Source organism: Brachybacterium sp. AOP43-C2-M15, from assembly GCF_052446295.1.
GTDB lineage: Bacteria > Actinomycetota > Actinomycetes > Actinomycetales > Dermabacteraceae > Brachybacterium.
This window is the reverse complement of the sequence record NZ_JBQSWB010000021.1, coordinates 18083-41498: the sequence shown is the minus strand read 5'-3', so window position 1 is coordinate 41498 and position 23416 is coordinate 18083. Positions and strand designations below refer to the sequence as shown.

19 protein-coding genes and 1 pseudogene are annotated in these 23416 nt (G+C 72.0%); 9 read left to right on the top strand and 11 right to left on the bottom strand.

Going from position 1 to position 23416, the window contains the following annotated elements; all coding sequences use genetic code 11:
• Positions 1-448: 448 nt before the first annotated feature.
• The 4 genes from qcrB to ctaE form a co-directional block, all read right to left on the bottom strand.
• Positions 449-2128: a cytochrome bc1 complex cytochrome b subunit gene (gene qcrB, locus ACT3SP_RS16975; protein ID WP_444588479.1), complete on the bottom strand. Its 1680-nt coding sequence runs from the start codon at positions 2126-2128 to the stop codon at positions 449-451.
• Positions 2129-2132: 4 nt separating this feature from the next.
• A complete protein-coding gene (qcrA, locus tag ACT3SP_RS16970) occupies positions 2133-3197 on the bottom strand; it encodes a cytochrome bc1 complex Rieske iron-sulfur subunit (protein ID WP_444588478.1) in 1065 nt (354 codons plus the stop codon).
• A gap of 8 nt (positions 3198-3205) precedes the next feature.
• Positions 3206-4006 carry a cytochrome bc1 complex diheme cytochrome c subunit gene (gene qcrC / locus ACT3SP_RS16965; protein WP_444588477.1) on the bottom strand — a complete coding sequence of 267 codons (801 nt, stop codon included), beginning with the start codon at positions 4004-4006 and terminating at the stop codon, positions 3206-3208.
• Between the two features lie 91 nt (positions 4007-4097).
• Positions 4098-4832 (bottom strand): aa3-type cytochrome oxidase subunit III, encoded by a 735-nt coding sequence (gene ctaE, locus ACT3SP_RS16960; RefSeq protein ID WP_444588476.1) that lies wholly within the window; start codon positions 4830-4832, stop codon positions 4098-4100.
• A 236-nt stretch (positions 4833-5068) separates the two neighbouring features.
• Between ctaE and trpD the strand changes: the two genes are divergently transcribed.
• Entirely contained in the window at positions 5069-6151 is a 1083-nt protein-coding gene (gene trpD / locus ACT3SP_RS16955; RefSeq protein ID WP_444588475.1) for an anthranilate phosphoribosyltransferase, read from the top strand.
• A 61-nt stretch (positions 6152-6212) separates the two neighbouring features.
• Here the strand turns inward: trpD and ACT3SP_RS16950 are convergent, their stop codons facing one another.
• The 3 genes from ACT3SP_RS16950 to ACT3SP_RS16940 all read right to left on the bottom strand — a co-directional run bounded on the left by ACT3SP_RS16950 (position 6213) and on the right by ACT3SP_RS16940 (position 10119).
• Positions 6213-6494 carry an Lrp/AsnC family transcriptional regulator gene (locus ACT3SP_RS16950; RefSeq protein ID WP_444588474.1) on the bottom strand — a complete coding sequence of 94 codons (282 nt, stop codon included), beginning with the start codon at positions 6492-6494 and terminating at the stop codon, positions 6213-6215.
• 54 nt (positions 6495-6548) lie between these two features.
• Positions 6549-8210, bottom strand: a complete 1662-nt coding sequence (locus tag ACT3SP_RS16945) for a DEDD exonuclease domain-containing protein (protein WP_444588473.1) — start codon at positions 8208-8210, stop codon at positions 6549-6551.
• A gap of 100 nt (positions 8211-8310) precedes the next feature.
• Positions 8311-10119 carry an AMP-dependent synthetase/ligase gene (locus ACT3SP_RS16940; RefSeq protein ID WP_444588472.1) on the bottom strand — a complete coding sequence of 603 codons (1809 nt, stop codon included), beginning with the start codon at positions 10117-10119 and terminating at the stop codon, positions 8311-8313.
• Between the two features lie 197 nt (positions 10120-10316).
• Here ACT3SP_RS16940 and ACT3SP_RS16935 point away from each other — a divergent pair, with 197 nt between their 5' ends.
• A complete protein-coding gene (locus ACT3SP_RS16935) occupies positions 10317-11252 on the top strand; it encodes an ROK family glucokinase (RefSeq protein WP_444588471.1) in 936 nt (311 codons plus the stop codon).
• On the opposite strand, the gene ACT3SP_RS16930 is transcribed toward ACT3SP_RS16935, so the two are convergent.
• Positions 11249-11839 (bottom strand): hypothetical protein, encoded by a 591-nt coding sequence (locus ACT3SP_RS16930; protein WP_444588470.1) that lies wholly within the window; start codon positions 11837-11839, stop codon positions 11249-11251. The genes ACT3SP_RS16935 and ACT3SP_RS16930 overlap by 4 nt on opposite strands.
• Positions 11836-12609 (bottom strand): alpha/beta hydrolase, encoded by a 774-nt coding sequence (locus ACT3SP_RS16925; RefSeq protein WP_444588469.1) that lies wholly within the window; start codon positions 12607-12609, stop codon positions 11836-11838. The genes ACT3SP_RS16930 and ACT3SP_RS16925 overlap by 4 nt, the downstream gene beginning before the upstream one ends.
• Positions 12610-12686: 77 nt before the next feature.
• Between ACT3SP_RS16925 and ACT3SP_RS16920 the strand changes: the two genes are divergently transcribed.
• Positions 12687-13421, top strand: a complete 735-nt coding sequence (locus tag ACT3SP_RS16920; protein ID WP_444588468.1) for a lysophospholipid acyltransferase family protein — start codon at positions 12687-12689, stop codon at positions 13419-13421.
• Between the two features lie 93 nt (positions 13422-13514).
• A complete protein-coding gene (locus ACT3SP_RS16915) occupies positions 13515-14909 on the top strand; it encodes a class II 3-deoxy-7-phosphoheptulonate synthase (RefSeq protein ID WP_444588467.1) in 1395 nt (464 codons plus the stop codon).
• Between the two features lie 37 nt (positions 14910-14946).
• Here ACT3SP_RS16915 and ACT3SP_RS16910 read toward each other — a convergent pair whose 3' ends face one another.
• Complete coding sequence (locus ACT3SP_RS16910; RefSeq protein ID WP_444588466.1) at positions 14947-17139, bottom strand: PASTA domain-containing protein; 2193 nt, start codon at positions 17137-17139, stop codon at positions 14947-14949.
• A gap of 146 nt (positions 17140-17285) precedes the next feature.
• Here ACT3SP_RS16910 and ACT3SP_RS16905 point away from each other — a divergent pair, with 146 nt between their 5' ends.
• Positions 17286-17639 carry an Rv2175c family DNA-binding protein gene (locus ACT3SP_RS16905; RefSeq protein WP_444588465.1) on the top strand — a complete coding sequence of 118 codons (354 nt, stop codon included), beginning with the start codon at positions 17286-17288 and terminating at the stop codon, positions 17637-17639.
• A 71-nt stretch (positions 17640-17710) separates the two neighbouring features.
• Here ACT3SP_RS16905 and ACT3SP_RS16900 read toward each other — a convergent pair whose 3' ends face one another.
• Positions 17711-18844 carry a polyprenyl synthetase family protein gene (locus ACT3SP_RS16900; RefSeq protein ID WP_444588464.1) on the bottom strand — a complete coding sequence of 378 codons (1134 nt, stop codon included), beginning with the start codon at positions 18842-18844 and terminating at the stop codon, positions 17711-17713.
• Positions 18845-18985: 141 nt separating this feature from the next.
• Here ACT3SP_RS16900 and ACT3SP_RS16895 point away from each other — a divergent pair, with 141 nt between their 5' ends.
• From ACT3SP_RS16895 to ACT3SP_RS16880, 4 genes and pseudogenes are all read left to right on the top strand, one after another.
• Positions 18986-20158 (top strand): hypothetical protein, encoded by a 1173-nt coding sequence (locus ACT3SP_RS16895; protein ID WP_444588463.1) that lies wholly within the window; start codon positions 18986-18988, stop codon positions 20156-20158.
• Between the two features lie 73 nt (positions 20159-20231).
• A complete protein-coding gene (gene metX, locus ACT3SP_RS16890; RefSeq protein ID WP_444588462.1) occupies positions 20232-21395 on the top strand; it encodes a homoserine O-acetyltransferase MetX in 1164 nt (387 codons plus the stop codon).
• A 77-nt stretch (positions 21396-21472) separates the two neighbouring features.
• The gene (locus ACT3SP_RS16885) at positions 21473-21898 is read left to right on the top strand and encodes a universal stress protein (protein WP_444588461.1); all 426 of its coding nucleotides are present in this window, start codon (positions 21473-21475) and stop codon (positions 21896-21898) included.
• A gap of 90 nt (positions 21899-21988) precedes the next feature.
• Positions 21989-23416 (top strand): annotated as a pseudogene (locus ACT3SP_RS16880) (RNA polymerase sigma factor); the annotation flags it as partial.

Sequence of the window (23416 nt, the reverse complement as noted above, 5' to 3'; positions counted from 1 at the left end):
CTGCACAGGCTCTTCCCTGGGGACGACGAGACGCTGAGCGCCGCGCGGGAGTGGGCGGAGGAGACGCTCCGCCAGGCCGGGCTCGATCCGTCGAGGACCCCGCTGCGATCCCTGCGCGCCCTACGTCGCGCGGACCGTCGGCTCAGCCCGACGGCTGCCCGCCATCTCGTCGAGGAGATCTCCGGTCGGCCGCGGGAGCGTCGCCGTCGAGGTGCGCCTGTCCACCTCGAGTGAGTCGAGCGGGACGAGACGCTGCTGTGCCGGGCCGGGCATCATGCAGTCGGCCCCGCGCCGGGCGCGCCTCGCAGGGCGGGGGAGCGGGCAGGGACCCGGCGAGGTCGAGCGCCGCCGTCGTCGACCGCGTGGAGTCGGGGAGACGACGACGGGCCCCGAGGAGAACATCCCTCGGGGCCCGTCGCTGTCGCCGCTCAGCGGCCAGGGAGCCGTGTCAGTGCGTAGCCTTCTCGGCCGGGGTGCGGTGATCCCCGCCCGTCAGCTCGTCGATGACGTGCCGCTCGTGCCCGGCATGCTCGAGCGCCTCACGGAGCTCGGCCGGGGTGACCGGCTCGATGCGGTCCTTGAAGAAGAAGCTGGTGGCCTTCGCGCGCAGCGAGGAGACACCCTTGCCGGCCTTGAGCGGTCGGTAGTCGTCGTGCTGCACCAGCACCCAGCGGTCGTAGTCGCTGAGCGGCTCGTGGATCTCCATCATGTCACCGGTCTCGGTGCGCACCACGCGCGAAGTCTCCTCGCCGTGCAGGGCCAGATCCCGCTTCTGGCGCTGGATCGACAGGCACAGTCGTTTCGTGACGTAGAAGGCGAGGACCGGCACCACGAAGATCCCTATGCGGAACGCCCATGTCAGATCGTTGATCGACATGTGCAGGGCGATGGCGATGAGGTCGTTGGTCGCCGCGAGCGCGAGGATCAGGTAGACCATGATCCAGGCGACGCCGAGCCCGGTGCGGACAGGCGCGTTGTACGGCAGGTCGTTGAGGTGGTGCTCCCGGTCGTCGCCCGTCACCCAGGCCTCGAGGAACGGGTACAGCGCCAGGACCGCCAGCAGACCGCCGTAGACGGCGAACGGGATCAGCATGTTCAGCGAGATCACGTAGCCGAAGATCGTGAACTCCCAGCCCGGGATGAGGCGCAGGCCGCCGTCCGTCCAGAGCATGTACCAGTCCGGCTGGGAGCCGGCGGAGACGGGGGAGGGATCGTAGGGACCGTAGATCCACACGCCGTTGATCGACGTGGTGGCCGAGATCAGCGTGATGATGCCGAAGACGAGGAAGAAGAAGCCACCGGCCTTGGCGGCGTACACCGGGAAGACCGGGAAGCCGACCACGTTGCGCTCGGTGCGGCCGGGCCCGGGGTACTGGGTGTGCTTGTGCAGCACGAGCAGCACCAGGTGGATCCCGATCAGGGCGAGGATCATCGCCGGCACCAGCAGGATGTGGATGGTGAACAGCCGCGGGATGATGTCGGTGCCGGGGAACTCTCCGCCGAACAGCAGCATCGACAGATAGGTGCCGACGACCGGGATCGCCTTCATCAGACCGTCGATCACGCGCAGGCCGTTGCCGGAGAGCACGTCGTCCGGGAGGGAGTAGCCGGAGAAGCCGGCGACCATGCCGAGCACCATCAGCGTGAAGCCCACGAGCCAGTTCAGCTCGCGCGGCTTGCGGAAGGCGCCGGTGAAGAAGACGCGGAACATGTGCACGAAGATCGCGACCATGAACACCAGCGCCGACCAGTGGTGCATCTGGCGGAACAGCAGGCCGCCCTTGACCTCGAAGGAGATCTCCAGGGTGGACTCGAAGGCGCGCGACATCTCCGCGCCCTGCAGCGCGGTGTACGGGCCGTTGTAGACGACCTCCTCCATGGAGGGGTCGAAGAACATCGTCAGGAAGGTCCCCGAGATCAGCAGGATGACGAAGCTGTACAGCGCCACCTCGCCGAACATGAACGACCAGTGATCGGGGAAGATCTTGCGGGCCATGAACTTGACGAAGCCGCCGCCGGTGAGACGCTGGTCGAGCCAGTCGCCGCCCACCGCGCCGAGCTTGTACACGCGCGAGGGGTTCTCGGCGTCGGAAGACTGCTTCCGGGTGCTGGGAGTCGTGGTCGTCACGTGATCACTTGTCCTTGTGGATGTTCCAGAAGCTGGGACCGATCGGCTCGGTGAAGTCACCGGGGGCCACCAGGTAGCCCTCGTCGTCCACCTCGATCGGGAGCTGGGGAAGCGGTCGGTGCGCCGGGCCGAAGATCACCTTGGCGCCGTCGGTGACGTCGAAGGTGGACTGGTGGCAGGGGCAGAGCATGTGGTGGGTCTGCTGCTCGTAGAGGGCGACGGGGCAGCCGACGTGGGTGCAGATCTTCGAGAACGCCAGGATGCCCTCGACGCCCATCGACATGCTCTCCTCGTTGCGGCCGAGCTTCGGGTCGATGCGGACGATGACCGCGGCGGCCTTCGCGCGCTCCTCGAGGAAGTGCTCGGTGTCGTGGGTCAGACCCTCGGGCATGACGTGGAAGATCGAGTTCATCGCGACGTCCGAGAGCTTGATCGGCGTGCCGTCGTGGTCCCGGGCCAGTCGCTGACCGGGGTTGTGGCCCCAGAAGGTGTGGTGGAGACGGTTGCCCGGCAGCGGACCGAGTGTCGACAGCGGTGCGAGCACCGCGATCGGCAGGGCCGCGAGCGCGGCGACCATCGCGGTGACGATCACGGGCCGACGCGCGATGCCGGACTCCTCGAGTCCGTCGTTGATGATGCCGACCGCGATCTCCCGGGTCTCGTCCGAGCTGCGGATGTCGTGCCGCTCCTCGACCATCTCCTCGTCGGGCATGAGGGTCTTGGCCCAGTGGACGGCCGCTGCGCCGACGAAGAACACGGCGATCGCGAGGCCCAGACCGGTGACGAGGTTCGACCACCACAGGGCGCTCGGGGAGCCCTCCTCGGCGAAGATGTTCCTGCCGGTGGGGGTGACCAGGAAGTACGCCGCGATGAACACGACGGTGCCGACGACGCTCAGCAGGAACATGCCGGCGACGACCTTCTCGGCGCGCTTCTCGGCGGCCTTCGAGAGGTCCGACTGTCGGTGGACGTGGGGAGGCAGGCCCGGGTTCGGGAAGCCGCCGCCCTCCTTGGGGGCGATGGCGCTGACTCCGCGGGCGGGGGAGCTGCCGTCGAGGTTGTTGTTCATGCTCGCATTCACTTGGCCTTCGCCCCCAGCCACACGGCGGTGCCCAGGAGCAGGGACAGGATGATCGTCCAGGCGTACAGGCCCTCGGTCACCGGACCGAGCGAGCCCAGGGAGATGCCGCCCGGAGTGCCGTTGTGGTCGAGGGTCTCGAGGTAGGTGATGACGTCCCTCTTGTCCTCGGGGGACAGGTTGGTCTCGCTGAAGACCGGCATGTTCTGCGGGCCGGTGTCCATGGCCTCGTAGACGTGCTTCGGATCCAGGCCGACGACCGGCGGGGCGTACTTCCCGCGGGTCAGCGCGCCGCCGGCGCCGGCGGCGTTGTGGCACATCGCGCAGTTGATGCGGAAGATCTCTCCGCCGTTGGTGGCGTCGCCCTGGCTCGTGTCGAGCCACTCCTCGTCCGGCACCGCGGGGCCGGGGCCGAGCGACGCGACGTACGCGGCGAGCTGACGGGTCTGCTCCTCGTTCATCTGCGGGGGCTTGCGGGCCGCCTGCGCACCGGAGGACTGCATGGGCATGCGACCGCTGCCCACCTGGAAGTCGACGGCGGCGGCGCCGACGCCGATCAGCGAGGGACCGATGGTCCCGCCGTCGGCGTCCTGGAGACCCTCGGCGCTGCGGCCGTGGCAGGACGCGCAGTTGGCGAGGAACAGAGCCTGACCGGCGTCCACGTCGTCCTGCGTGTAGGCCTCGGCCTGGGCCGTCTGCGGCTGCAGGGCCGCGTACAGCCCCCCGGTCGCGACGAGCGCGAGCAGCAGGATCACGAGTAGCGCCATCGGGTGATGGCGACGTGCGGCGAGAGCCTTCACGGTTCGGACCTCGATTCGTGGAGGGGGCGGACGGAGGAGGGACTGGGGGAGGTGAGCGCTGCGAGCAGCTCGTGCCGCGCGCCGTGGCCGATCAGAAGATGCTCCATTCGAACGTCACCGGGATCACGTGCCCCGCGCTTCCCAGCGACATGATCGGATCGAGCATGTAGACGATGAAGAACAGCACGATCCACACGACGTCGACGAAGTGCCAGTAGTAGGACACGCAGATCGCCGAGACCTGCTCGTGGGCGGTGAACTTCTCCGCCACGTACGCCCTCATGAGGACCAGTGCGAAGGCGACGAGGCCGCCGACCACGTGGATGCCGTGGAAGCCGGTGGCGAGGTAGAAGATCGAGCCGAACGGCGAGGAGGGGATCGTCACGCCGTGGTGGATGAGCTCGGCGTACTCGTAGGCCTGGCCCGAGACGAAGATCGCGCCGAGGACGAAGGTGAGCGTGTACCACTCGATCATGCCCCAGCCGGCGATGTTGAACACCGAGCCCTCGCGACGCTTGCGCGGCGGGAAGGGCTGGCCCCAGGGGAAGCGGCCCTCGGCGACGAAGACGCCGATCTGGCAGGTGACCGAGCTGAAGACCAGGATCGAGGTGTTCAGCAGCGCGAAGCCGTGCGTGAAGTGCGACTGCCCTTCGGCGAAGGTGTCCGGCGCCATCGAGCGCAGCGTGAAGTACATGGCGAACAGGCCGCCGAAGAACATCAGCTCGCTGGCGAGCCAGACGAGGGTGCCGATCTGCGTCGGGTTCGGGCGGCCGACCGCTGGGGCGGCAGCGGGGGAGGGGCGCTCATTCAGGGTCGCAGTAGTCACGTCACCATTATGTCGTGCGGTCAGAGTCGGTGTGCCCGTTCACGACGGACGGGAACATCGCGGGGCCTGCGCCCCGGGCGGACCGTGTCAGCATATCCCTCCTGACGATGTGTCACGAACCGGGACACGCATCGGATCCGCCCTGGTGGTCGGCCATGTGCGGGGTCGTGACCGTTCCGTGATCCGTTCCGTGATCAGGTCGACGATCGGGGCGGGCGGGATGCGATGATCGGGGCATGAGCGAGAACACCCCGACCTGGTCCCGGATCGTCGCGCGGCTGGTGCGCGGCGACGAGCTGGACGGCGCGCAGGCGTCGTGGGCGATGGACGAGGTCATGTCCGGTGCGGCCACGCCCGTGCAGCTCGCAGGGTTCCTGGTCGCGCTCCAGGCCAAGGGCGTCACCAGCGGCGAGCTCGAGGCCCTCGCGGACTCGATGATCGCTCACGCGCGAGGGATCGACGCCCCGCGGCGGGCGATCGACATCGTCGGGACCGGGGGCGACCTCGCGCAGACGGTGAACATCTCCACGATGGCGTCGGTGGTGATCGCCTCGACCGGACGCACCGTGGTCAAGCACGGCAACCGGGCCTCGACCTCCCGCTCCGGCTCGGCCGACGTCCTCGAGGCGCTCGGGATCCGCCTCGACCTCCCGGTGCCCGTGGTGGAGGAGCTGGTGGGGCAGGTCGGCATGACCTTCCTGTTCGCGCAGGTCTTCCATCCCTCGATGAAGTACGCGGCGGAGGCCCGCAAGGGGCTGGGCATCCCCACCGTGATGAACATCCTCGGGCCGATCACCAACCCGGCGCGGCCCCGGGCGAGCGCCGTCGGGGTCGCGGACTCGCTGCTCGCCCCCGTCGTCGCCGGTGTCTTCGCGTCGCGGGGGACCAGCGCACTGGTCTTCCGCGGGCAGGACGGACTGGACGAGCTCACCGTCACCGCCCCCTCCGACGTCTGGGAGGTGCGCGGCGGCGAGGTGCGCGCCCATGTGCTGGACCCGTCCGCTCTGCTCGGCCTCCCCGTCAGCCCCCAGGACGCGCTGCGCGGCGGAACCGCCGAGGAGAACGCGCAGGTGGCCCGTGACCTCTACGCCGGGGGGCGCTCTGGTCGGATGGGGCCGGTGCGTGATGCGGTGCTGCTGAACGCCGCAGCGGGCGTGGTCGCCTTCGACGGCATCGACCGTCCGGCGGAGGACGGGTTCGAGGCCCGCTTCGCCGCCGCCTTCGAGGAGGTGGGCGAGGCCCTCGACTCGGGCCGGCCGTCCGCGCTCGTCGAGCGCTGGGCCGCCGCCTCGCAGGCGGCGTCCGAGCCCGGCACCTGATCCGCCGACGCCAGGCCCGTCGGCGTCCGACGCGCCGGCGCCTGACCCGCCGGGGCCCGGCTCAGCCGTCGATGCCGAGATCGAAGGCGGCGTCGAGGTCGCTCTTGGAGTAGGTCTTGAAGGCGATGTTCGTGGTGGTGTCCAGCACGCCGTCCACTCTGCTGATCGATCCGGCGATCACCTCGGCGAGGTCCTCGTGGGCCCTCACCCGGACGACCGCGATCAGATCGACGTCGCCGGTGACGGAGTAGACCTGCTCGATCCCGTCGATGTCCACGATCTGCTCGGCGACCTCGGGGATCCGGCTGGGCTCGACGACGATCGAGACGATGGCGGTGATCATGGCTTCTCCTTCGACGGGGGCGCCGTGCGCGCCGGGGGACCTTCACCCCCGAGCCTATGCCTCCGCGCTCTGTGCGGTTCGTGCGAAGCGCCGTGCGAGATGGTCCGCGTCGAACCGCGCCCGGGCCGGGACCTGCCACGTCCCCTCCGTCAGCACCGTCCGCACTCCGTCGCCCTCCAGCCAGGTCAGCAGGATCTCGGCCTCCTGGTGGTAGCCCTGGCACAGCGGCGCCGCGAGCTCCGCCTCCCCGGCGCCCGTCATCGCCAGGGAACGGGCGAAGGGGAGCGGATCCTTGCTCGAGGGGACCAGCGTGGTGCCGGAGAAGCGCCCGTGCCGCACCGCCAGCAGCTCCCAGCCCCGCCCGCCGATCACGGCCTCGGTGCTGGGACGGGCGGCGATCAGCAGCGGCACCGCGGACAGGGCCCGCAGCCGGGAGGCCCGCCGCGCCGCCGACAGATAGGTCCGTGCGAGCCGGCGCAGCGTGTCCGCCTCCTCGTAGCGTCCCGCCGCGACATGAGTGCGCATCCGAGCGGCGACATGATCGAGCACCTCCTGCGGGTCCTCGAGCATCGCCCGTCGGATCCGTGCACGGTGCCCGCCCTCGACGGTGCGCCCGCGCCCGCCGCCCGTCTCGAGCGCCGCACCGCGGCCCAGCACCGCGTCGGTCAGCAGGCCCCGCAGGGGCTCGACGTCGTGCCGGGAGGCGAGGGGGCCGATCTGGGCCGAGCCGTCGGCCTCCGAGCGCGCCAGCCGGGCTGCGCGCAGTCCCTCGGTCCCGGGGCCGAGGCGCAGCCAATGGGCCTTCTCCGGGGAGAGCCCGTGGCGATTCGAGGGCGGTTTCTCGCGCGCGATGATCCGCAGCTCCCGCACGCGGGCTTCGGTGGGCGTGGCGCACTCGATGACCCGGATCGACTCCGCGCGGGGCAGCATGTCCAGCACCTTGCGTCGGGTCTCCGCGGCGGTGAAGTAGGTGCGCACCCGTGAGCGCAGGCTGCGGGAGGTGCCCACGTACAGCACCGCTCCCGAGCCGTCGAGGAACTGGTAGACCCCGGGCACCGCGGGAACGGCGTCGGCGAGGTGCTTCTTGCGCAGCTGCACGGGACTGGCCCGGCGGTGCGCCGTGCCGAGGTCCTCGAGGGTCGAGGCCCCGGCGGGGCCGAGCCGCTCGATGATCGCGTGGAGGACGTCGACGGTCGCCCGGGCATCCGAGAGCGCGCGGTGATCGGGCGTGATGCTCGCGCCGACGTGGCGGGCGAGGGTCGAGAGCTTGTGGTCGCGGACCTCGTCGCGGCGGAACACCGTGCGTGCCAGCGCGAGGGTGTCGAGCACCTGCGGGCGCGGCCACCCGATGTCGCAGGCCGCGGCCTGGGCGCGGAGGAACGAGATGTCGAAGCGGGCGTTGTGCGCGACCAGCGCGGCGTCCCCGGCGAAGTCCAGGAACATCGGCAGCACGACGCGGATCGGGGGCGCGCCCGCCACCGAGGCGTCCGTGATGCCGGTCAGCGACGCGATGTAGGCGGGGATCGGCCGTTCGGGGTCCACGAAGGTGCGGAACTCGCCGAGCACCTCACCGCCCTGCACCTTGACCGCGCCGATCTCGGTGATCGCATCGGCGCGCGGATCCGTGCCGGTGGTCTCGAGGTCCACGACCACCAGGGTGGCCTCCGCCAGCGGGGTGCCGAGGTCGTCGAAGCTCAGCTGACGGCGTGCGGACATGCCCGAAGCGTACGACGCGACCCCGACGACGGAGCGGGGCGACGCAGAGCGTGCGCCCGCCCGGCCGACGGGGCCGCGGTCCGGAGGGAGGGGCCGGCGGTCAGCTCGCGGGCCGCTGCCCCGAGTAGATCTTCTCGATGATCGGCGCCATGTCCTTGACCACGACGTTGCGCTTGAGCTTCAGCGACGGGGTGAGGTACCCGTTCTCCTCGGTGAAGTCCGAGTCGATGACCTCGAAGGCGCGGATCGACTCGGCGCGGGAGACGGACTGGTTCGCGCGGTCCACGACCGTCTGCAGCTCGGTGCGGACCGCCTCGTCCGCGGCCGCCTCGGCGACGGTCATGGCGGGCAGACCGTTGTTCTTCAGCCAGGTCCCCAGCATCTCCTCGTCCAGGGTGAGGATCGCGGCGACGAAGGGCTTCTGATCCCCGATCACCACGCACTGGCTGACCAGGGGGTGGGAGCGCAGCTGGTCCTCGAGCTGCGCGGGGGAGACGTTCTTGCCGCCCGCGGTGACGAGGACCTCCTTGCGGCGCCCCGTGATCGTGATGTTGCCGTTCTCGTCCAGGGAGCCGAGGTCCCCGGTGCGGAACCAGCCGTCGCGGAGGGACTCCGCGGTGGCCTCCTCGTTGTTGCGATAGCCCTTGAAGACCATCACGCCCTTGACCAGGATCTCGCCGTCCTCGTCGATCGCCACCGTGGATCCGGGCAGCGGCGGGCCGACGGTGCCGGGGCGGACGTCCCAGGGCAGGTTGACGCTGATCGGTGCGGTGGTCTCGGTGAGCCCGTAGCCCTCGAGGATCGTCACCCCGATGCCGCGGAAGAAGTGGGACAGGCGCGCCCCGAGCGGTGCTCCTCCGGAGACGGCCCAGCTCACCTGGCCGCCCATCGCCTCGCGCAGCTTCCCGTAGACCAGCTTGTCGAAGACGGCATGCTTGGCCTTCAGGGCGAAGGGGACCTTCCCGGCCGAGAGCGCGGTGGAGTAGTCGATCGCGGTGCGGGAGGCGGCGGAGAAGATCTTGCCCTTGCCGCCGGCGATCGCCTTGGCCTCGGCGCCGTTGTACACCTTCTCGAACACGCGCGGCACGGCGAGCAGGAAGGTCGGCTTGAACGCGGCCAGGTCGGGCAGCAGGTTCTTCGTGTCCGGGGTGAAGGCGGTGGTCACCGGCCAGGAGGCGGCGAGCACCGTGATCAGGCGGGCGAAGACATGCGCCATGGGCAGGAACATCAGCAGTCGCGAGCCCGGGGGGAGCACCTCCTGCCCCAGCAGGTTCAGAGCGCTGCGCGTGGTGTCCACGAAGTTCGCATGGGTCAGCTCGGCGCCCTTGGGACGTCCCGTGGTGCCCGAGGTGTAGATGATGGTCGCGACGTCCTCGAGCCGTCGGGAGGTGCGGCGCGCCTCGAGCTCCTCGTCGGTGATCTCGGCGCCGCGCCGCCGCAGCTCCTCGAGGATGCCGTCCTCGAGCACGCCGATGTGCTCGAGCCGAGGCAGATCCCCGCGCACGGACTCCACGTCCTCCTTGTGGCGCGTCGACTCGACCAGGACGAACTTCGCCGAGGCGTCGGAGGCGATCCACTGGATCTGGCTGGGGGAGGAGGTCTCGTAGATCGGCACGCTCACGCCGCCGGCCCACCACACGGCCCAGTCCGCGAGAGCCCACTCGTAGCGGGTGCGCGAGAGGATCGCGACCACGTCGCCGGACTCGACGCCCGAGGCGATCAGACCCTTGGCGAGATGCTTGACCTCCTCGATGAAGTCCGCGGTGCTCACCGCGGAGAACGAGCCGTCCTCCTGCGCGAGCTCGAAGATCGGGACCGAGGGGTTCTCTCGGAGCCTGCCGAGCAGGAGATCCGTCGTGTTCTCGTCCGGACGGCTCTCGTGCTGCGGGGGCGAGGTGAACTGCTTCATCGAATCTCCTTCGATCCGGCCGGGTGCGCGGAGCCGGTGAGCCGGGCACCTGCCCGGAAGCGCTGGTGGGGTCGGGCCGATTCTACGGCAGGCGAACCGTACGATGGGCCAGGACAGGCAGACGGACGTGGTCCCGTCGACGACACCGGGCCCGGCGCCCCGCACGGATCGGGACCACCACGGCGGACAGGAGCGGCATGCTCTCCATCGGAGTGGACATCGGCGGCACGAAGATCGCGGCCGGCGTGGTGGACGAGGGGGGAGAGATCATCGCCGCGACCACGCGCAGCACCCCAGCGACCGACGCCGCGCTGATCGAGGCGGCCGTGGCGGACGCGGTCGCCGAGCTGCGCTCCTCGCACGACGTGGTGGGGGTCGGGGTCGGAGCCGCGGGATTCGTGGGAGCGGATCGTCGCACCGTGAACTTCGCCGCGAACCTGGCCTGGCGCCGGCACCCGCTGGCCGAGGAGCTCGAGCGTCTCACCGGGCTGCCGGTCGTGGTGGAGAACGACGCCAACGCCGCGGGCTGGGCCGAGTACCGCTTCGGCGCCGCCACCGAGGCGGCGCACATGCTGATGGTCACCGTCGGCACCGGGCTCGGCGGCGCGGTCGTGATGGACGGACGGCTCGTGCGCGGCAGCGCCGGCTTCGCCGGCGAGATCGCCCACGTGACCGCGGTGCCGGACGGTCAGTGGTGCGGCTGCGGGCGTCGCGGCTGCCTCGAGCAGTACACCGCCGGAACGGCCCTGGTGCGCACCGCGAAGCGTCGCGCCTCGGCCGGGGACCCGTTGATGGGGCCGCTGGTGCAGGCGGCGGGGGGTGCCCGGAAGGAGATCGACGGGCCGCTGATCACGCGCCTCGCCCAGCAGGGCGACCCCGGCGCGCGGGCGCTGATCGCCGAGATCGGTCGCTGGCTCGGGACGGGCATGGCCTCGATCGCCACCCTGCTGGACCCCGAGGTGATCGTGGTCGGCGGCGGCGTCGCGGCCGCCGGGGACCTGCTGCTGGATCCGGCACGGGAGGCCTTCTCCGAGAACCTCACCGCCCGGGCGCACCGTCCGGTGGCCCCGTTCGTCGTGGCGAGCATGGGGAACCGGGCCGGGATCGTCGGCGCCGCGGACCTCGCACGCTAGACCTCCGCGCCGTCGTCACCGTCGTCGCGGGGCTCGCGCGGCGCGCGCAGCAGCAGCGAGACGATGCCGCCGAGCGCGGCGACGCCGCCCATCCAGCCGAGCACGGCCGGGAGCGACGGGGTCACGGTGACCACCAGCATCAGCACGAATCCCAGCAGCAGGGCGGTCCAGGACCACAGCGCCCCCTCCGACGGAGCGGGCAGGTCCGGGTCGGGCGGCTCGAAGTCCCCGTAGAGCGCCTCGTCGTCGTCCAGCTCCCGAGGTCCCACCGCGCCCCGCAGGCCGGCGGTGGGATCGGGCGCGCCGGCGGCGGGATGCGCCGCCCGGGAGCGTGCGATCGACTCCGGGCTCGGCGGCTCCGGCGGCGAGTCCGCGCTGAAGGACCACAGGGAGTCGTCGTCCGCGGGCTCGCCCGTGCCCCCGTCCTCCTGCCGGTCGCCCGGTCCGCGCGGTGCGGGAGCGGCGGGCTCCCGCGGGGCCTCGCCGGGTCGCAGCACCAGCCCCTCGCCCTCGAGCATGCGGGCGAACTCGGCGTCGACGTCGCGCGGGTCCGGGGTGTCCGGTGTCTGCCCTCGATCGGAGCTCATCGGCGACCTCCCGGTGCCGGGACGTGGGCGTCGAGGAAGCGGGCCGAGGTCTCGAACAGCAGCTCCGCGTCGTGGTCGAGCGTCGCCAGGTGGTGGCTGCGGGGCAGGGCGAGACGCTCGAGGGGGCCGCGCACCCCGGCGGCGACGACGTCGCTGTCGGTGGGAGGGACGGTGTGGTCCACGGCGGAGGTGGCCAGCAGGAGCGGCACCTCGACCGCGCCGAGCCCGGCCCGCGTGCGGGTGAAGAGTCGGCGCAGCTGCGCCACGGCCCGCACCGGGAGGCGCCCGTAGGCCTCCTCCTGCTCGCCGGGCCGGGCGATGTCGGAGCCGATCCCGGGCAGGGTCCGCACCACCGGGGCGATGAGACCGGCGACGCGCGCCGCCGGCGGGAGGGTCATGCCGGGATTCACCGCGACCACCGCGGCGATCCGCCCGTGCAGACGCGGATCCTGGGCGAGCGCGAGGGCGAGGGCGCCGCCCATCGACAGTCCGCCCACGGCGATGGGGCCCTGCTCGCAGGAGAGCTCGAGCGCGGCATCGCGCACCGCGCCGTACCAGTCCTGCCAGCGGGTCCCGGCCAGCTCCCGCTCGCTCGTGCCGTGGCCGGGCAGCAGCGGCAGCTCGACCTCCCAGCCGCGGGCGGCGTGGTCCTCGGCCCATGGCCGCAGGGACTGCGGCGAGCCGGTGAAGCCGTGGCACAGGAGCAGACCGCCGCGCGGGTTAGAGTGACCACGCGCGCGCCAGGGGCGGGACAGTTCGCTGAACGCCATGGGTACATGGTCGCATCCGCGCCCGCCAGGTTCATCCCGATCACGCTCCCCGGAGCTGACCACCCAGGAGTTCGCCCGTGCTGTACGAGATCGCCAAGCCTGTGGTCATGGCGGTGGTGCGTGCGCTGTGGAACCCGACCATCAGCGGCACCGAGAACATCCCCGAGACCGGAGCGGTCATCCTGGCCTCGAACCACCAGGCGTACTCCGACACCGTGTTCCTCCCCGGCCAGGTCCGTCGCAGCGTGCACTTCCTGGGGAAGTCGGACATCTTCTCGGGCCGCACCCCGCTGCACCGCGTGGTCGCCGCCGTCATGCGCGGGCTGCGCGTGATGCCCGTGGACCGCAGCGGCGGTCACGCCTCCCGCTCCGCGATCGAGGCCGGACTGGCCGTGCTCGAGGGGGGCGCGGTGCTGGGCATCTATCCCGAGGGGACGCGCAGCCCGGACGGCCGCCTGTACCGCGGGAAGACGGGCGTGGCGCGCTTCGCGATCGTCACCGGGGCTCCGATCGTCCCGGTCGCGATGATCGGGGCCTTCGAGGCGCAGGGGCGCCGGAGGGTCTTCCCGCATCGGCGCCCGCGCATCCATGCCGTCGTCGGCGAGCCGGTGGACGTCCGTCGGATCACGGAGGCGCACGCGGGGTCCGGCGAGGCGACGATCCTGCGGGCCGTGACGGACGAGGTGATGGAGAGGATCGGGGAGATCTCCGGCCAGGAGCGGGTCGACGAGTACGCGGCCGACGTGAAGCGACGGATGCGCGCCGCGGCGGGCGACACCGCCGGCCGCCCCGAGTCCGACGCGGCGGTGTGAGGCCTCGTGCGGGGCCCCGTGCGTGGCCTCGTGTGAGAGAACGCCCACCGGGATCCCTGCGCCGCGACCATCGGGACTGGCTACGCTGAGCGGGTGACTCAATTCAGCCCTGACGCCCCCGCACGCGCCCACGCCTTCACCCTGTCCTCGGCCGACGACGGCCTGGCGGCGCTGGGCGCCTGGCGCGAGTTCCCGCGGGTGCAGCAGCCGGTGTGGCCCGACACGGCCCATCTCGGGAGGGTCTTCGAGGACCTGCGCCAGGCGCCGCCGCTGGTCTTCGCCGGCGAGGTGGACGTGCTGCGCGAGCGTGTCGCCGCCGCGGCGCGCGGCGAGGCGTTCCTGCTGGCCGGTGGTGACTGCGCGGAGACCTTCGCCGACTCGACGGCCGATCGCATCCGCAACAAGATCCGCACCATCCTCCAGATGTCGGCCGTCCTCACCTACGGCGCCTCGCTCCCGGTGGTCAAGATGGGGCGCATGGCGGGCCAGTTCGCCAAGCCGCGCTCCTCGGACGAGGAGACCCGGGACGGGGTCACGCTGCCGACCTACCGCGGTGATGCCGTCAACGAGTTCGCCTTCACCCCCGACTCCCGGATCCCGGATCCCTCCCGCCTGTGGAGGACCTACACCACCAGCGCTTCGACGCTGAACCTCCTGCGCGCGTTCACCGGCGGCGGCTTCGCCGATCTGCGCGAGGTGCATTCCTGGAACCGCGGCTTCACCGCCGGTGCGGGCTATGACCGCTACGAGGAGCTGGCCGGACAGATCGACAAGGCCGTGCGGTTCATGGACGCCATCGGAGCGGACTTCGACGCCCTCAAGGTGGTCGAGTTCTACGCCTCGCACGAGGCGCTGCTGCTGGACTACGAGGAGGCGCTGGCGAGGATCGACTCCCGCACCGGGGAGATCTACGGCTGCTCGGGCCACTTCCTGTGGATCGGGGAGCGCACCCGTCAGCTCGACGGCGCGCACGTGGACTTCATGGCGCGCCTGCGCAACCCGATCGGGATCAAGCTCGGGCCCGACGCCTCCGTCGACGACGCCCTGCGCCTGATCGACCGGCTCGATCCCGAGCGGGAGCCGGGACGGCTCACCTTCATCACCCGCATGGGCGCCGGGAAGATCCGCGACCGCCTGCCGGCGCTGGTCGAAGGCGTGCGCGACTCCGGGGCCCAGGTCGCCTGGGTGACCGATCCGATGCACGGCAACACGATCACCTCGTCCAACGGCTACAAGACCCGACGCTTCGAGGACATCCTCGACGAGGTGGTCGGCTTCTTCGAGGTCCATCAGGGGCTGGGCACGATCCCGGCGGGCCTGCACATGGAGCTCACCGGCGACGACGTCACGGAGGTGCTCGGCGGATCCGGCGAGATCGACGAGGAAGGGCTCACCCGCCGCTACGAGACCCTCGTCGACCCGCGGCTGAACCACCAGCAGTCCCTCGAGCTGGCCTTCCTGGTCTCGGAGATGCTCTCGCGGCGCTGAGGCGCCCGGCCTCCCTCGCCGCCCGGGAGGGCTCCGCTCAGAACACCTTGAGGGTGACGGTGGAGCCCTTCTCGAGATCCTCGCCGGCCGTCGCGGACTGCTCGTAGACCAGGCCGAAGACGGGGTCGCCCTTGTCATGGACGACCTCGACCGCGAAGCCGGCGGACTCGAGGGCCGCCCGGGCCTCGTCCTCGGGCTTGCGGAACACGTCGGGCACCGCGACCATCTCGGGCCCGAGCGAGGTGACCAGGTGGACGGAGTCCCCGCGGAACAGCGACCCGGAGGCGGGGGACTGGGAGATGACGGCGCCGCGGGGGACGCTGCTCGAATGCGCCTGCTCGCTCGTGACCTGGAACCCTGCGCTCTCGAGAGCGGAGCGGGCGTCGCTTCCGCCGCGTCCCGTCTGGTCGGGGACGGCGAGCGGCTGGCGGCCCTGCGAAACGACCACGTGCACCTCGCCGCCCGCGGGGAGGGCCTCGGCGGCGGCCGACTGCGAGATGATCTCGCCCTCGGGCACCGTCTCGGAGTACTCGGGATCGTCCTCGATGAGATCGAGCCCCAGGTCCTCGACCTCGGAGCGCGCGGTCTCGAAGTCGACGCCCTCGAGCTGCGGGACGGGGAAGGTCTGCTCGCCCTTGGAGACGACCATGTGGATGCCGGTCCCCTTCTTCACCGTCGACCCGGTGGACGGCGACGCGGCGATGACATGCCCGGCGGGGACGCCGTCGTCGAAGCGCTCCTCGGTGGTGACGGAGAGGTCCGCCGCGGTCAGCGCCGCCTCGGCGTCGGCGAACGGGGTGCCCGTGACCAGCGGGACGGTGCGGTCCGCGCCAGGCCCGGTGTTCAGGTACCAGTCGCCGCCGGTCCAGGCGCCCGCGACGAGCGCGGCGGCCAGGCTCAGCGCGGCCAGGAGCGCCATCGGCCGCGAGCGGCGGCGAGTGCCCTGGGGAAGATGCCGGCCGCGCGGGGTGCGGGGAGCGCGCAGCACCACCAGGCGCGACTCCTCGCCGTCCCGGTCGTCGTCGGGAGCTCCGGACGTCCCGCCAGCGCCCCTGCCCGCCGCGCCGCTCGCGGCCGCGGCGTCGGCCGGCTCGTCCCCGTCGGCCTCCGCAGGGTCGACCTCCGCAGCCCCGGACCCCCTGGGTCCCTCGGACCCCCCGGACGCGAACCCCTGGACCTCCGCCCCGGTGGCCCAGGCATCGGCCTCGATCATCGCGGGGGAGTCCTCGGCATCGATCGCGCCGGCGAGCAGCGCGGAGGGGAAGGCGCGGGGCCCGTGCCCGAGCTCGGCGGCGACCTCGTCGAGGGTCGCGGTCATCCTCGGCACGTCGGAGGTGTCGTCGTCCTCGCGAGGCTGCGGCCGCGCCTCGAGCACCGACTCGGGGAGCGTCGCGGCGAGCTCCCTCACCGCGCGCAGCAGATCCGCGGCGGAGGCGGGACGCTGCTCCACAGGCCTCGCCGCCGCCCAGGTCACGAGCGAGTCGAGGGCGCGGGGCACACCCGAGACGAGGGTCGACGGGGCGGGGATGTCCTCGTGGACGTGCTGGAAGGCGACATGCACGGGCTGCTCGCCGAGGAAGGGCTGGCGGCCGGTGAGCATCTCGAACAGGACCACGCCGAGCGAGTACAGATCGCTGCGCTCGTCGGACTCCCCGCGGGTGACGACCTCCGGGCTGATGTAGGCGACGGTCCCGAGCAGGGAGGCGCTCGCGGAGGAGTTCGTGGAGCCGACCGCGCGGGCGAGCCCGAAGTCGGCGACCTTCACCACGTCATGGTGGTCGATGAGGATGTTCTCGGGCTTGATGTCGCGATGGACGATCCCCGCCCCATGGGCCGCGACCAGGGCTTCCAGCACCTGCGCCGTGATCGCGAGGGTCTCGCGCACGGTGAGGCGCTCCTGCTCGACGATCCGAGCCCGCAGCGTCTCGCCCTCGACGAGCTCCATCGCCAGGTAGATGCGGTCCTCGTCCTCGCCCTGGTCGAACACGCCGACCACGTTGCGGTGGGCGAGCCGGGCCGCGGCGCGCGCCTCACGACCGAAGCGGCGCCGGAAGTCCTCGTCCATCGCGAGGTGCGGGTGCATGATCTTCAGGGCCACGACCCGGTCCAGCCGCTGATCGTGTCCGCGATGCACGGTCGCCATTCCGCCGCGCGCGATCGGCCCCTCGACCCGATACCGGTCGTCGAGGAGCAGGCTGATGCCGGGGGAAGTCGACGTCGCCGCGCTCACGAGGCCAATCTAGGGTCACGGTCGCCCGGGATGCGGCACCGACACACGGGCGGATCGTGGCGGAAGTGTGAGGTGCGACCAGCCACGGCGGTCCTCGGCGCGCCCGTCGGGTGCGCGCAGGAGCCCTGCCGTGGCACCCTGGTCCCGTGAACGACCTCGACACCCTCATCACCGACTGGCTCACCCTCCCGGACGTCGCCGAGCGACTGGACGTGGAGGTCTCCCGGGTGCGGCGCCTCGTGGAGGAGGGGCACCTGATCGCGATCCGTCGCGGCGAGCCCGTGGTCCGCATGGTCCCGGCCCAGTTCCTGGGCGAGGACGGGATCATCCCGCATCTCGCCGGCACCATCACGATCCTGCGGGACGGAGGGTGGTCCGACGCGGAGCTGCTGGAGTGGCTCTTCACGGAGGATCCGTCCCTGCCGGGTCGCCCCGTCGACCAGCTGCGCCGGGGACAGCGCGGAGAGGTGCGTCGACGGGCGCTCGCCCTCGCGCTCTGACGTCGCCGCGCCGATCACGCCGCCCCGACACCGGGCCTGATCCCGGCGCCCGTCGCCGAGCCCGCGACGGTTCAGGCGGGCAGCGACCCCACGTCGGTCGCGAGGTCGGCGAGCGCGCCGAGCCCGTCGCGCCCCGTCGCGCCCAGTCCGGGAGCGGCCACGAGGAGATCGCGCCCGCGAGCTGCGCGGTCGCGGACCTCCTGGGCCACCGAGGCCACGGCCCCGGTGGAGAGCATCAGGGCATGCACCTCGGCGATCTCCGCGTCCGTGGACCCGGCCCGCCCCACCACCCGCTCGAGCAGCGAGCGGCCCTCCTCGTCGGACGCCGCCTCGGTCCGCGCCAGCAGCACCGTGCGCTTCCCCTCCACGATGTCCCCGCCGATGGGCTTGCCGGTCTCGTCCTGGTCGCCGATCACGCTGAGCAGGTCGTCCCGCAGCTGGAAGGCGGTGCCGACCTCGATCGCCCAGGCGGAGAGAGCCTCGAGGGCGGGCTCGGACGCGCCCATCAGCGCCGCGCCGATCCGCACCGGTCGCAGCACGGTGTAGGGGACGGTCTTCCAGCGGATCACGGACAGCGCCGCCTGCTCGGCATCGGCGGCGGAGGCGAACCCGCCGGCCTGGTGCAGGATGTCGAGGAACTGGCCCGACATCACCTCGGTGCGCAGCGCGTCGAACTCCCGCCGGGCCCCGGAGACGCCCTCGGCGCCGCCGCCGACGGCCGCGGCGATCTGCTCGGCCCAGCTGAGCGCGAGGTCGCCGAGCACGATCGCGACCGCGGTGCCGTAGTCCTCGGGGGACCCGGCGAGGTCACCGTGGCGGTGGTCGCTCTCGGCCTGCACATGGAGGGCGGGTCGCCCGCGCCGCACGGGGGAGTGGTCGATCACGTCGTCATGCATCAGGGCCGCGGCCTGCACGAGCTCGATCGCGGCCCCGCAGCGGGCCAGGGCCTCGAGCTCCCCCTCGTCGGGCTCCCGTCCCAGCGCCGCCACCCCGCCCCAGAAGCAGAATCGCGGGCGCAGGAGCTTGCCGCCCTCGAGATACCCGTGCAGGGCGTCGACGAGCCCCGCGGTCTCCGGGGAGATCTCCTCGAGCAGGCGTCGGCGCGCGGCGAGCTCGTCCCGGGTGATCTCGGCGACCCGCTCGACCAGGCGTGCGTCGAGGTCGTGCAGGCTCTCGTCGAGCGGCAGGATGTCGGAGGAGGGCATCGGAGGCGGGTCCTTTCTCGGGAGCTGCCCGATCCTCCCATGCCCGCCTGAGCGGTCCGACCGTTCCTCCACACGCCCCCTGCGTCCCCAGGATCGGCGCTCGCACCCCGCGCCGGCGCCGCATCGACGAGGGTCTCGTCCATGACGACGAACACCACGCCCGCCGATCACGGTCGCCACCTCCTCGCCGCGCCGGACCCCGCAGAGCTCCTCGCCCAGGCGCGCCTGAGCCTGCGGGAGATCCCCTCCGACTGCCTGCTCCTCGCCGGGGGCGGAGGGCCCGCCACGGCGCCCATGCTCACCCGCTCCTCCCTCGCCGACCTGCTGGGTCCGCACGGCGGGGAGGACCTGGCACGCCATCTCGCCCTGATGAGCGCACAGGGCAGCGCCTCCGGCCATGCCCTGATCGTGCTCGGCGACGGACACCAGTCTCTGCTGGGACCGGTCGTGCACGACGTGCTGCGGCGCGCTGGGGAGCTGCTGTGCGCGGCGGTCGACGCCCAGGACCCCTCGGCGGGGTCGGGTCCCTTCGAGCTGTTGAGCATCCGTGGCGCCGCGGCCGGATGCTGCTGGGAGATCGAGCGCCCGCCCTCGCCCGCCGGGGGCGGCGAGCTGCGCCTGTCCCGGACCGCCGCCCTGCGGGAGTTCACCGACACCCGCGCGGCAGCCTCGGCGGTCCTCGACGGGCATCAGATGCCGCGCTGCGAGGACGAGCAGGAGGACCTGCTCGAGATCGGCAGACGCCTGGAGGTCCCGGCGGCGGACCTCGCCTCCTCGGCGGACCCTGGTGAGCTCTTCGCCCTCGCTCGCGCCGTGCTCGACGCCCTTCTCGCCCCCGCCGGGACGCTCGGCGAGCGGGATCGGATGACGAAGTGTGAACAGGTCGCAGCCCTGCTCTCGGCCGTCGCGGTCGATCGCCTCCACTGGGATCTCCTCGCCCGCTGCGTCGAGCACGACGGGGAGCGCACCATCGAACGGGAGACGCTCCTGCAGCAGCTCGTGAGCGATCCGCGATGGAGGCCGCATGCGGACGTCTGCGCAGGTGGGAGCTGGTACATCGGCCTCGAGAGGCTCCGTGTCGTCGCCGCCGGCGCGATGGAGCGGGCCGCCGTCCCCGAGCGCAGCACCGCGCGCTCCGCCTGGCGGGCCCTGACCACGCTGCTGGTGCTCCTGGCGTGGTGGAACCACCGCTTCGCCACCGCCGGACGCCTCGTCGACGAGCTCCGGGAGCGAGAGCCGGAGTCGACTCTGGCACCCTTGCTCTCACGGATGACCGACACGCCGATCTTCCCTGCCTGGTGGCCCGGCGCCTGATCCAGGGCCCAGCACCGGCTCAGCGCTGCCGCGCCGCCGGAACGCAGGGGAGGACCTCGAAGGAGCAGCACCGATGACCGTTCTCGGAGAGCACCGCGGCGTCGGTGCGGACCGTGCCCTCCCTGTCGCGGGCGGCGCCTGGCAGCCGGCGCACGGGGCCGGGGACCGCCGGTTCGCACAGCTCGGCGCGCTCGAGCTCGAGAGCGGTGCGGTGCTCGAGGACGTCACCGTCGCCTACGAGACCTGGGGCCGCCTCGACGAGGACGGCGGCAACGCCGTGCTCGTGCTGCATGCGCTCACCGGGGACTCGCACGTGCGCGGACCCGCGAGCGCAGCACATCCGAGCGCGGGCTGGTGGGAGGAGATGGTCGGGCCGGGCCGCCCGATCGACACCGACCGCTTCCACGTGATCGCCCCCAACGTCCTCGGCGGCTGTCAGGGCACCACCGGGCCCAGCTCCCCGGCGCCCGACGGGCGCCCCTACGGCTCGCGCTTCCCTGCGATCACCACCCGGGACCAGGTGGCCGCGGAGCGTCGTCTGCGCGAGCTGCTCGGCATCCGGCGCTGGGCGCTCGTCATCGGCGGCTCGATGGGAGGGATGCGTGCGATCGAATGGGGGGTCTCGCATCCTGCGGAGGTGGAGAGACTGGGGGTCATCGCCTCCTCGGCCCGGGCGACGGCGGACCAGATCGCCTGGAACGGCGCGCAGATCGCCGCCATCGAGCTGGACCCCGGCTTCCGGGGAGGGGACTACTACGACAGCGGGCGGGAGGGCGGTCCGAGCGCCGGCCTGGGCATCGCCCGTCGGATCGCGCACACCACGTACCGCACGGCGGCCGAGCTCCAGGACCGCTTCGCGAACCGGCCGCAGGGCAGGGAGGATCCCTTCGACGGTCGCGGTCGTCACCAGGTGACCAGCTACCTCGACCACCACGCGGTCAAGCTCGCGCGACGTTTCGACGCGAACTCCTATCTCGCCCTCGCCCGCTCGATGAGCACCCACGACGTCGGCCGCGGCCGCGGCGGCACGGCCGCCGCCCTGCATCGGGTGACGGCGCGGACCCTGGTGGTCGCGATCGACTCCGACCGGCTGTTCCCGCCCGACCTCGTCGAGGAGGTCGCCCGGCACGTCCCGAGGGCGGAGTTCCACCTCGCCGCCTCGCCGATCGGGCACGACGCCTTCCTGCTCGCCCACCCGGGTCTCGAGGAGTGGATCGGCACCCTGATGGGCGACTAGGCTGACTCCCGCGAGCACGCCGCACCGCAGGGACGGTGCGGGAATCGTGAGCCCGCCGCACAGTGAGGAGACGTCGCATGACCATCGTCGTGGGGTACTCCCCGTCCGGGCAGGGCCGCGCCGCACTGCGCGCCGCCCTCCGCTACGCCGGACGCTCCGGGGAAGGGCTGGCGATCGCCTCCCACCAGTACAACGATCCGGAACGCGGGATGACCGCGGCCTCCGAGCAGGAGGTGCGCGCCGAGCTCGAGTCCGCCGGCGTGCGCTGCGGGGAGGTCACCGTCCACAGCAGCCCGGAGCGGGACATCGGCGAGTTCGTGCTCTCGCTCGTGGACGAGGTGGAGGCGAGCCTGGTGGTGATCGGCCTGCGTCGCAAGCCGCCCATCGGCAAGCTGAACCTGGGCGCCTCCGCGCGTCGTGTCGTGCTCGGCGCCCCGTGCCCCGTGCTCGCTGTCAAGGACGACCAGGGCGCCGGCCGGGACGGCCTCGTCACGAGCTCCTGAACGGCTGGGAATAAACCCTCCTGGCGGGCGTTATACTCGACAGGCTTGACGGCACCGTGCCTTCGTGCGCCGTGATACCGGGCGGATCCCGGGTCCGCGCACGGGACGGAGACCGCGAGCCGCGCCGAGAAGACCGATCGCCCGAGTGTGGCGGACCGCCCGCACCGGGCCGCCGCCGGAAGAAGGAACTCTGTGACCTCCTCCAGAACTGCTGAGACCTCGCCCCAGGCGAAGAGCTCGACCCGAGCCGCGGCCACGACGGCGGCGGAGAGCACCGAGGCCGTCGAGGCCGAGACCCCCGAGACCGGGACGACGACCGCCTCGAAGAGCTCTGCCAAGAAGGCCGCCGCGAAGAAGGCCCCGGCGCGGAAGGCCGCACCCCGCAAGACCGCCGCGAAGAAGGCCGCGGGCGCCTCCAAGGACACCGAGGCCGAGGCCGACGCCGACGCCGAGGAGGAGACCGAGGACTCCGAGGCCACCGAGACCAAGAAGACCGAGTCCACGACCGACGCGAAGGTCGAGGCCTCGGGCGGCTTCGTCTTCAACGCCGCCGAGGACGACGCCCCCGCCCAGCAGGTCGTCACCGCGGGCGCCACCGCGGATCCGGTCAAGGACTACCTCAAGCAGATCGGCAAGGTCGCTCTGCTCAACGCCGCCCAGGAGGTCGAGCTCGCCGAGCGCATCGAGGCCGGTCTCTACGCGGAGCAGAAGCTCAAGGGCGATGAGTCCTCCCGGGACAAGAACGGCCGCCTCACCAAGGCCGGCCGTGAGCTGACGATGATCGCGGATGACGGCCGTGCCGCCAAGGATCACCTGCTCGAGGCCAACCTGCGCCTGGTGGTCTCCCTGGCCAAGCGCTACACCGGGCGCGGCATGCTGTTCCTGGACCTGATCCAGGAGGGCAACCTGGGTCTGATCCGTGCGGTCGAGAAGTTCGACTACGCCAAGGGCTACAAGTTCTCCACCTACGCCACCTGGTGGATCCGTCAGGCCATCACGCGCGCCATGGCGGACCAGGCCCGCACCATCCGCATCCCGGTGCACATGGTCGAGGTCATCAACAAGCTCGCCCGCGTCCAGCGGCAGATGCTGCAGGACCTGGGTCGCGAGCCCACCCCGGAGGAGCTCGCCAAGGAGCTCGACATGACCCCCGAGAAGGTCGTCGAGGTCCAGAAGTACGGCCGCGAGCCGATCTCCCTGCACACCCCGCTGGGCGAGGACGGCGACAGCGAGTTCGGCGACCTCATCGAGGACTCCGAGGCCGTCGTCCCCGCGGACGCCGTGAGCTTCACGCTGCTCCAGGAGCAGCTGCACTCGGTGCTGGACACCCTCTCGGAGCGTGAGGCCGGGGTGGTCTCCATGCGCTTCGGGCTCGAGGACGGACAGCCCAAGACGCTCGACGAGATCGGCAAGGTCTACGGCGTCACCCGCGAGCGGATCCGCCAGATCGAGTCCAAGACCATGTCGAAGCTGCGCCACCCCTCGCGCTCGCAGGTCCTGCGGGACTACCTCGACTGA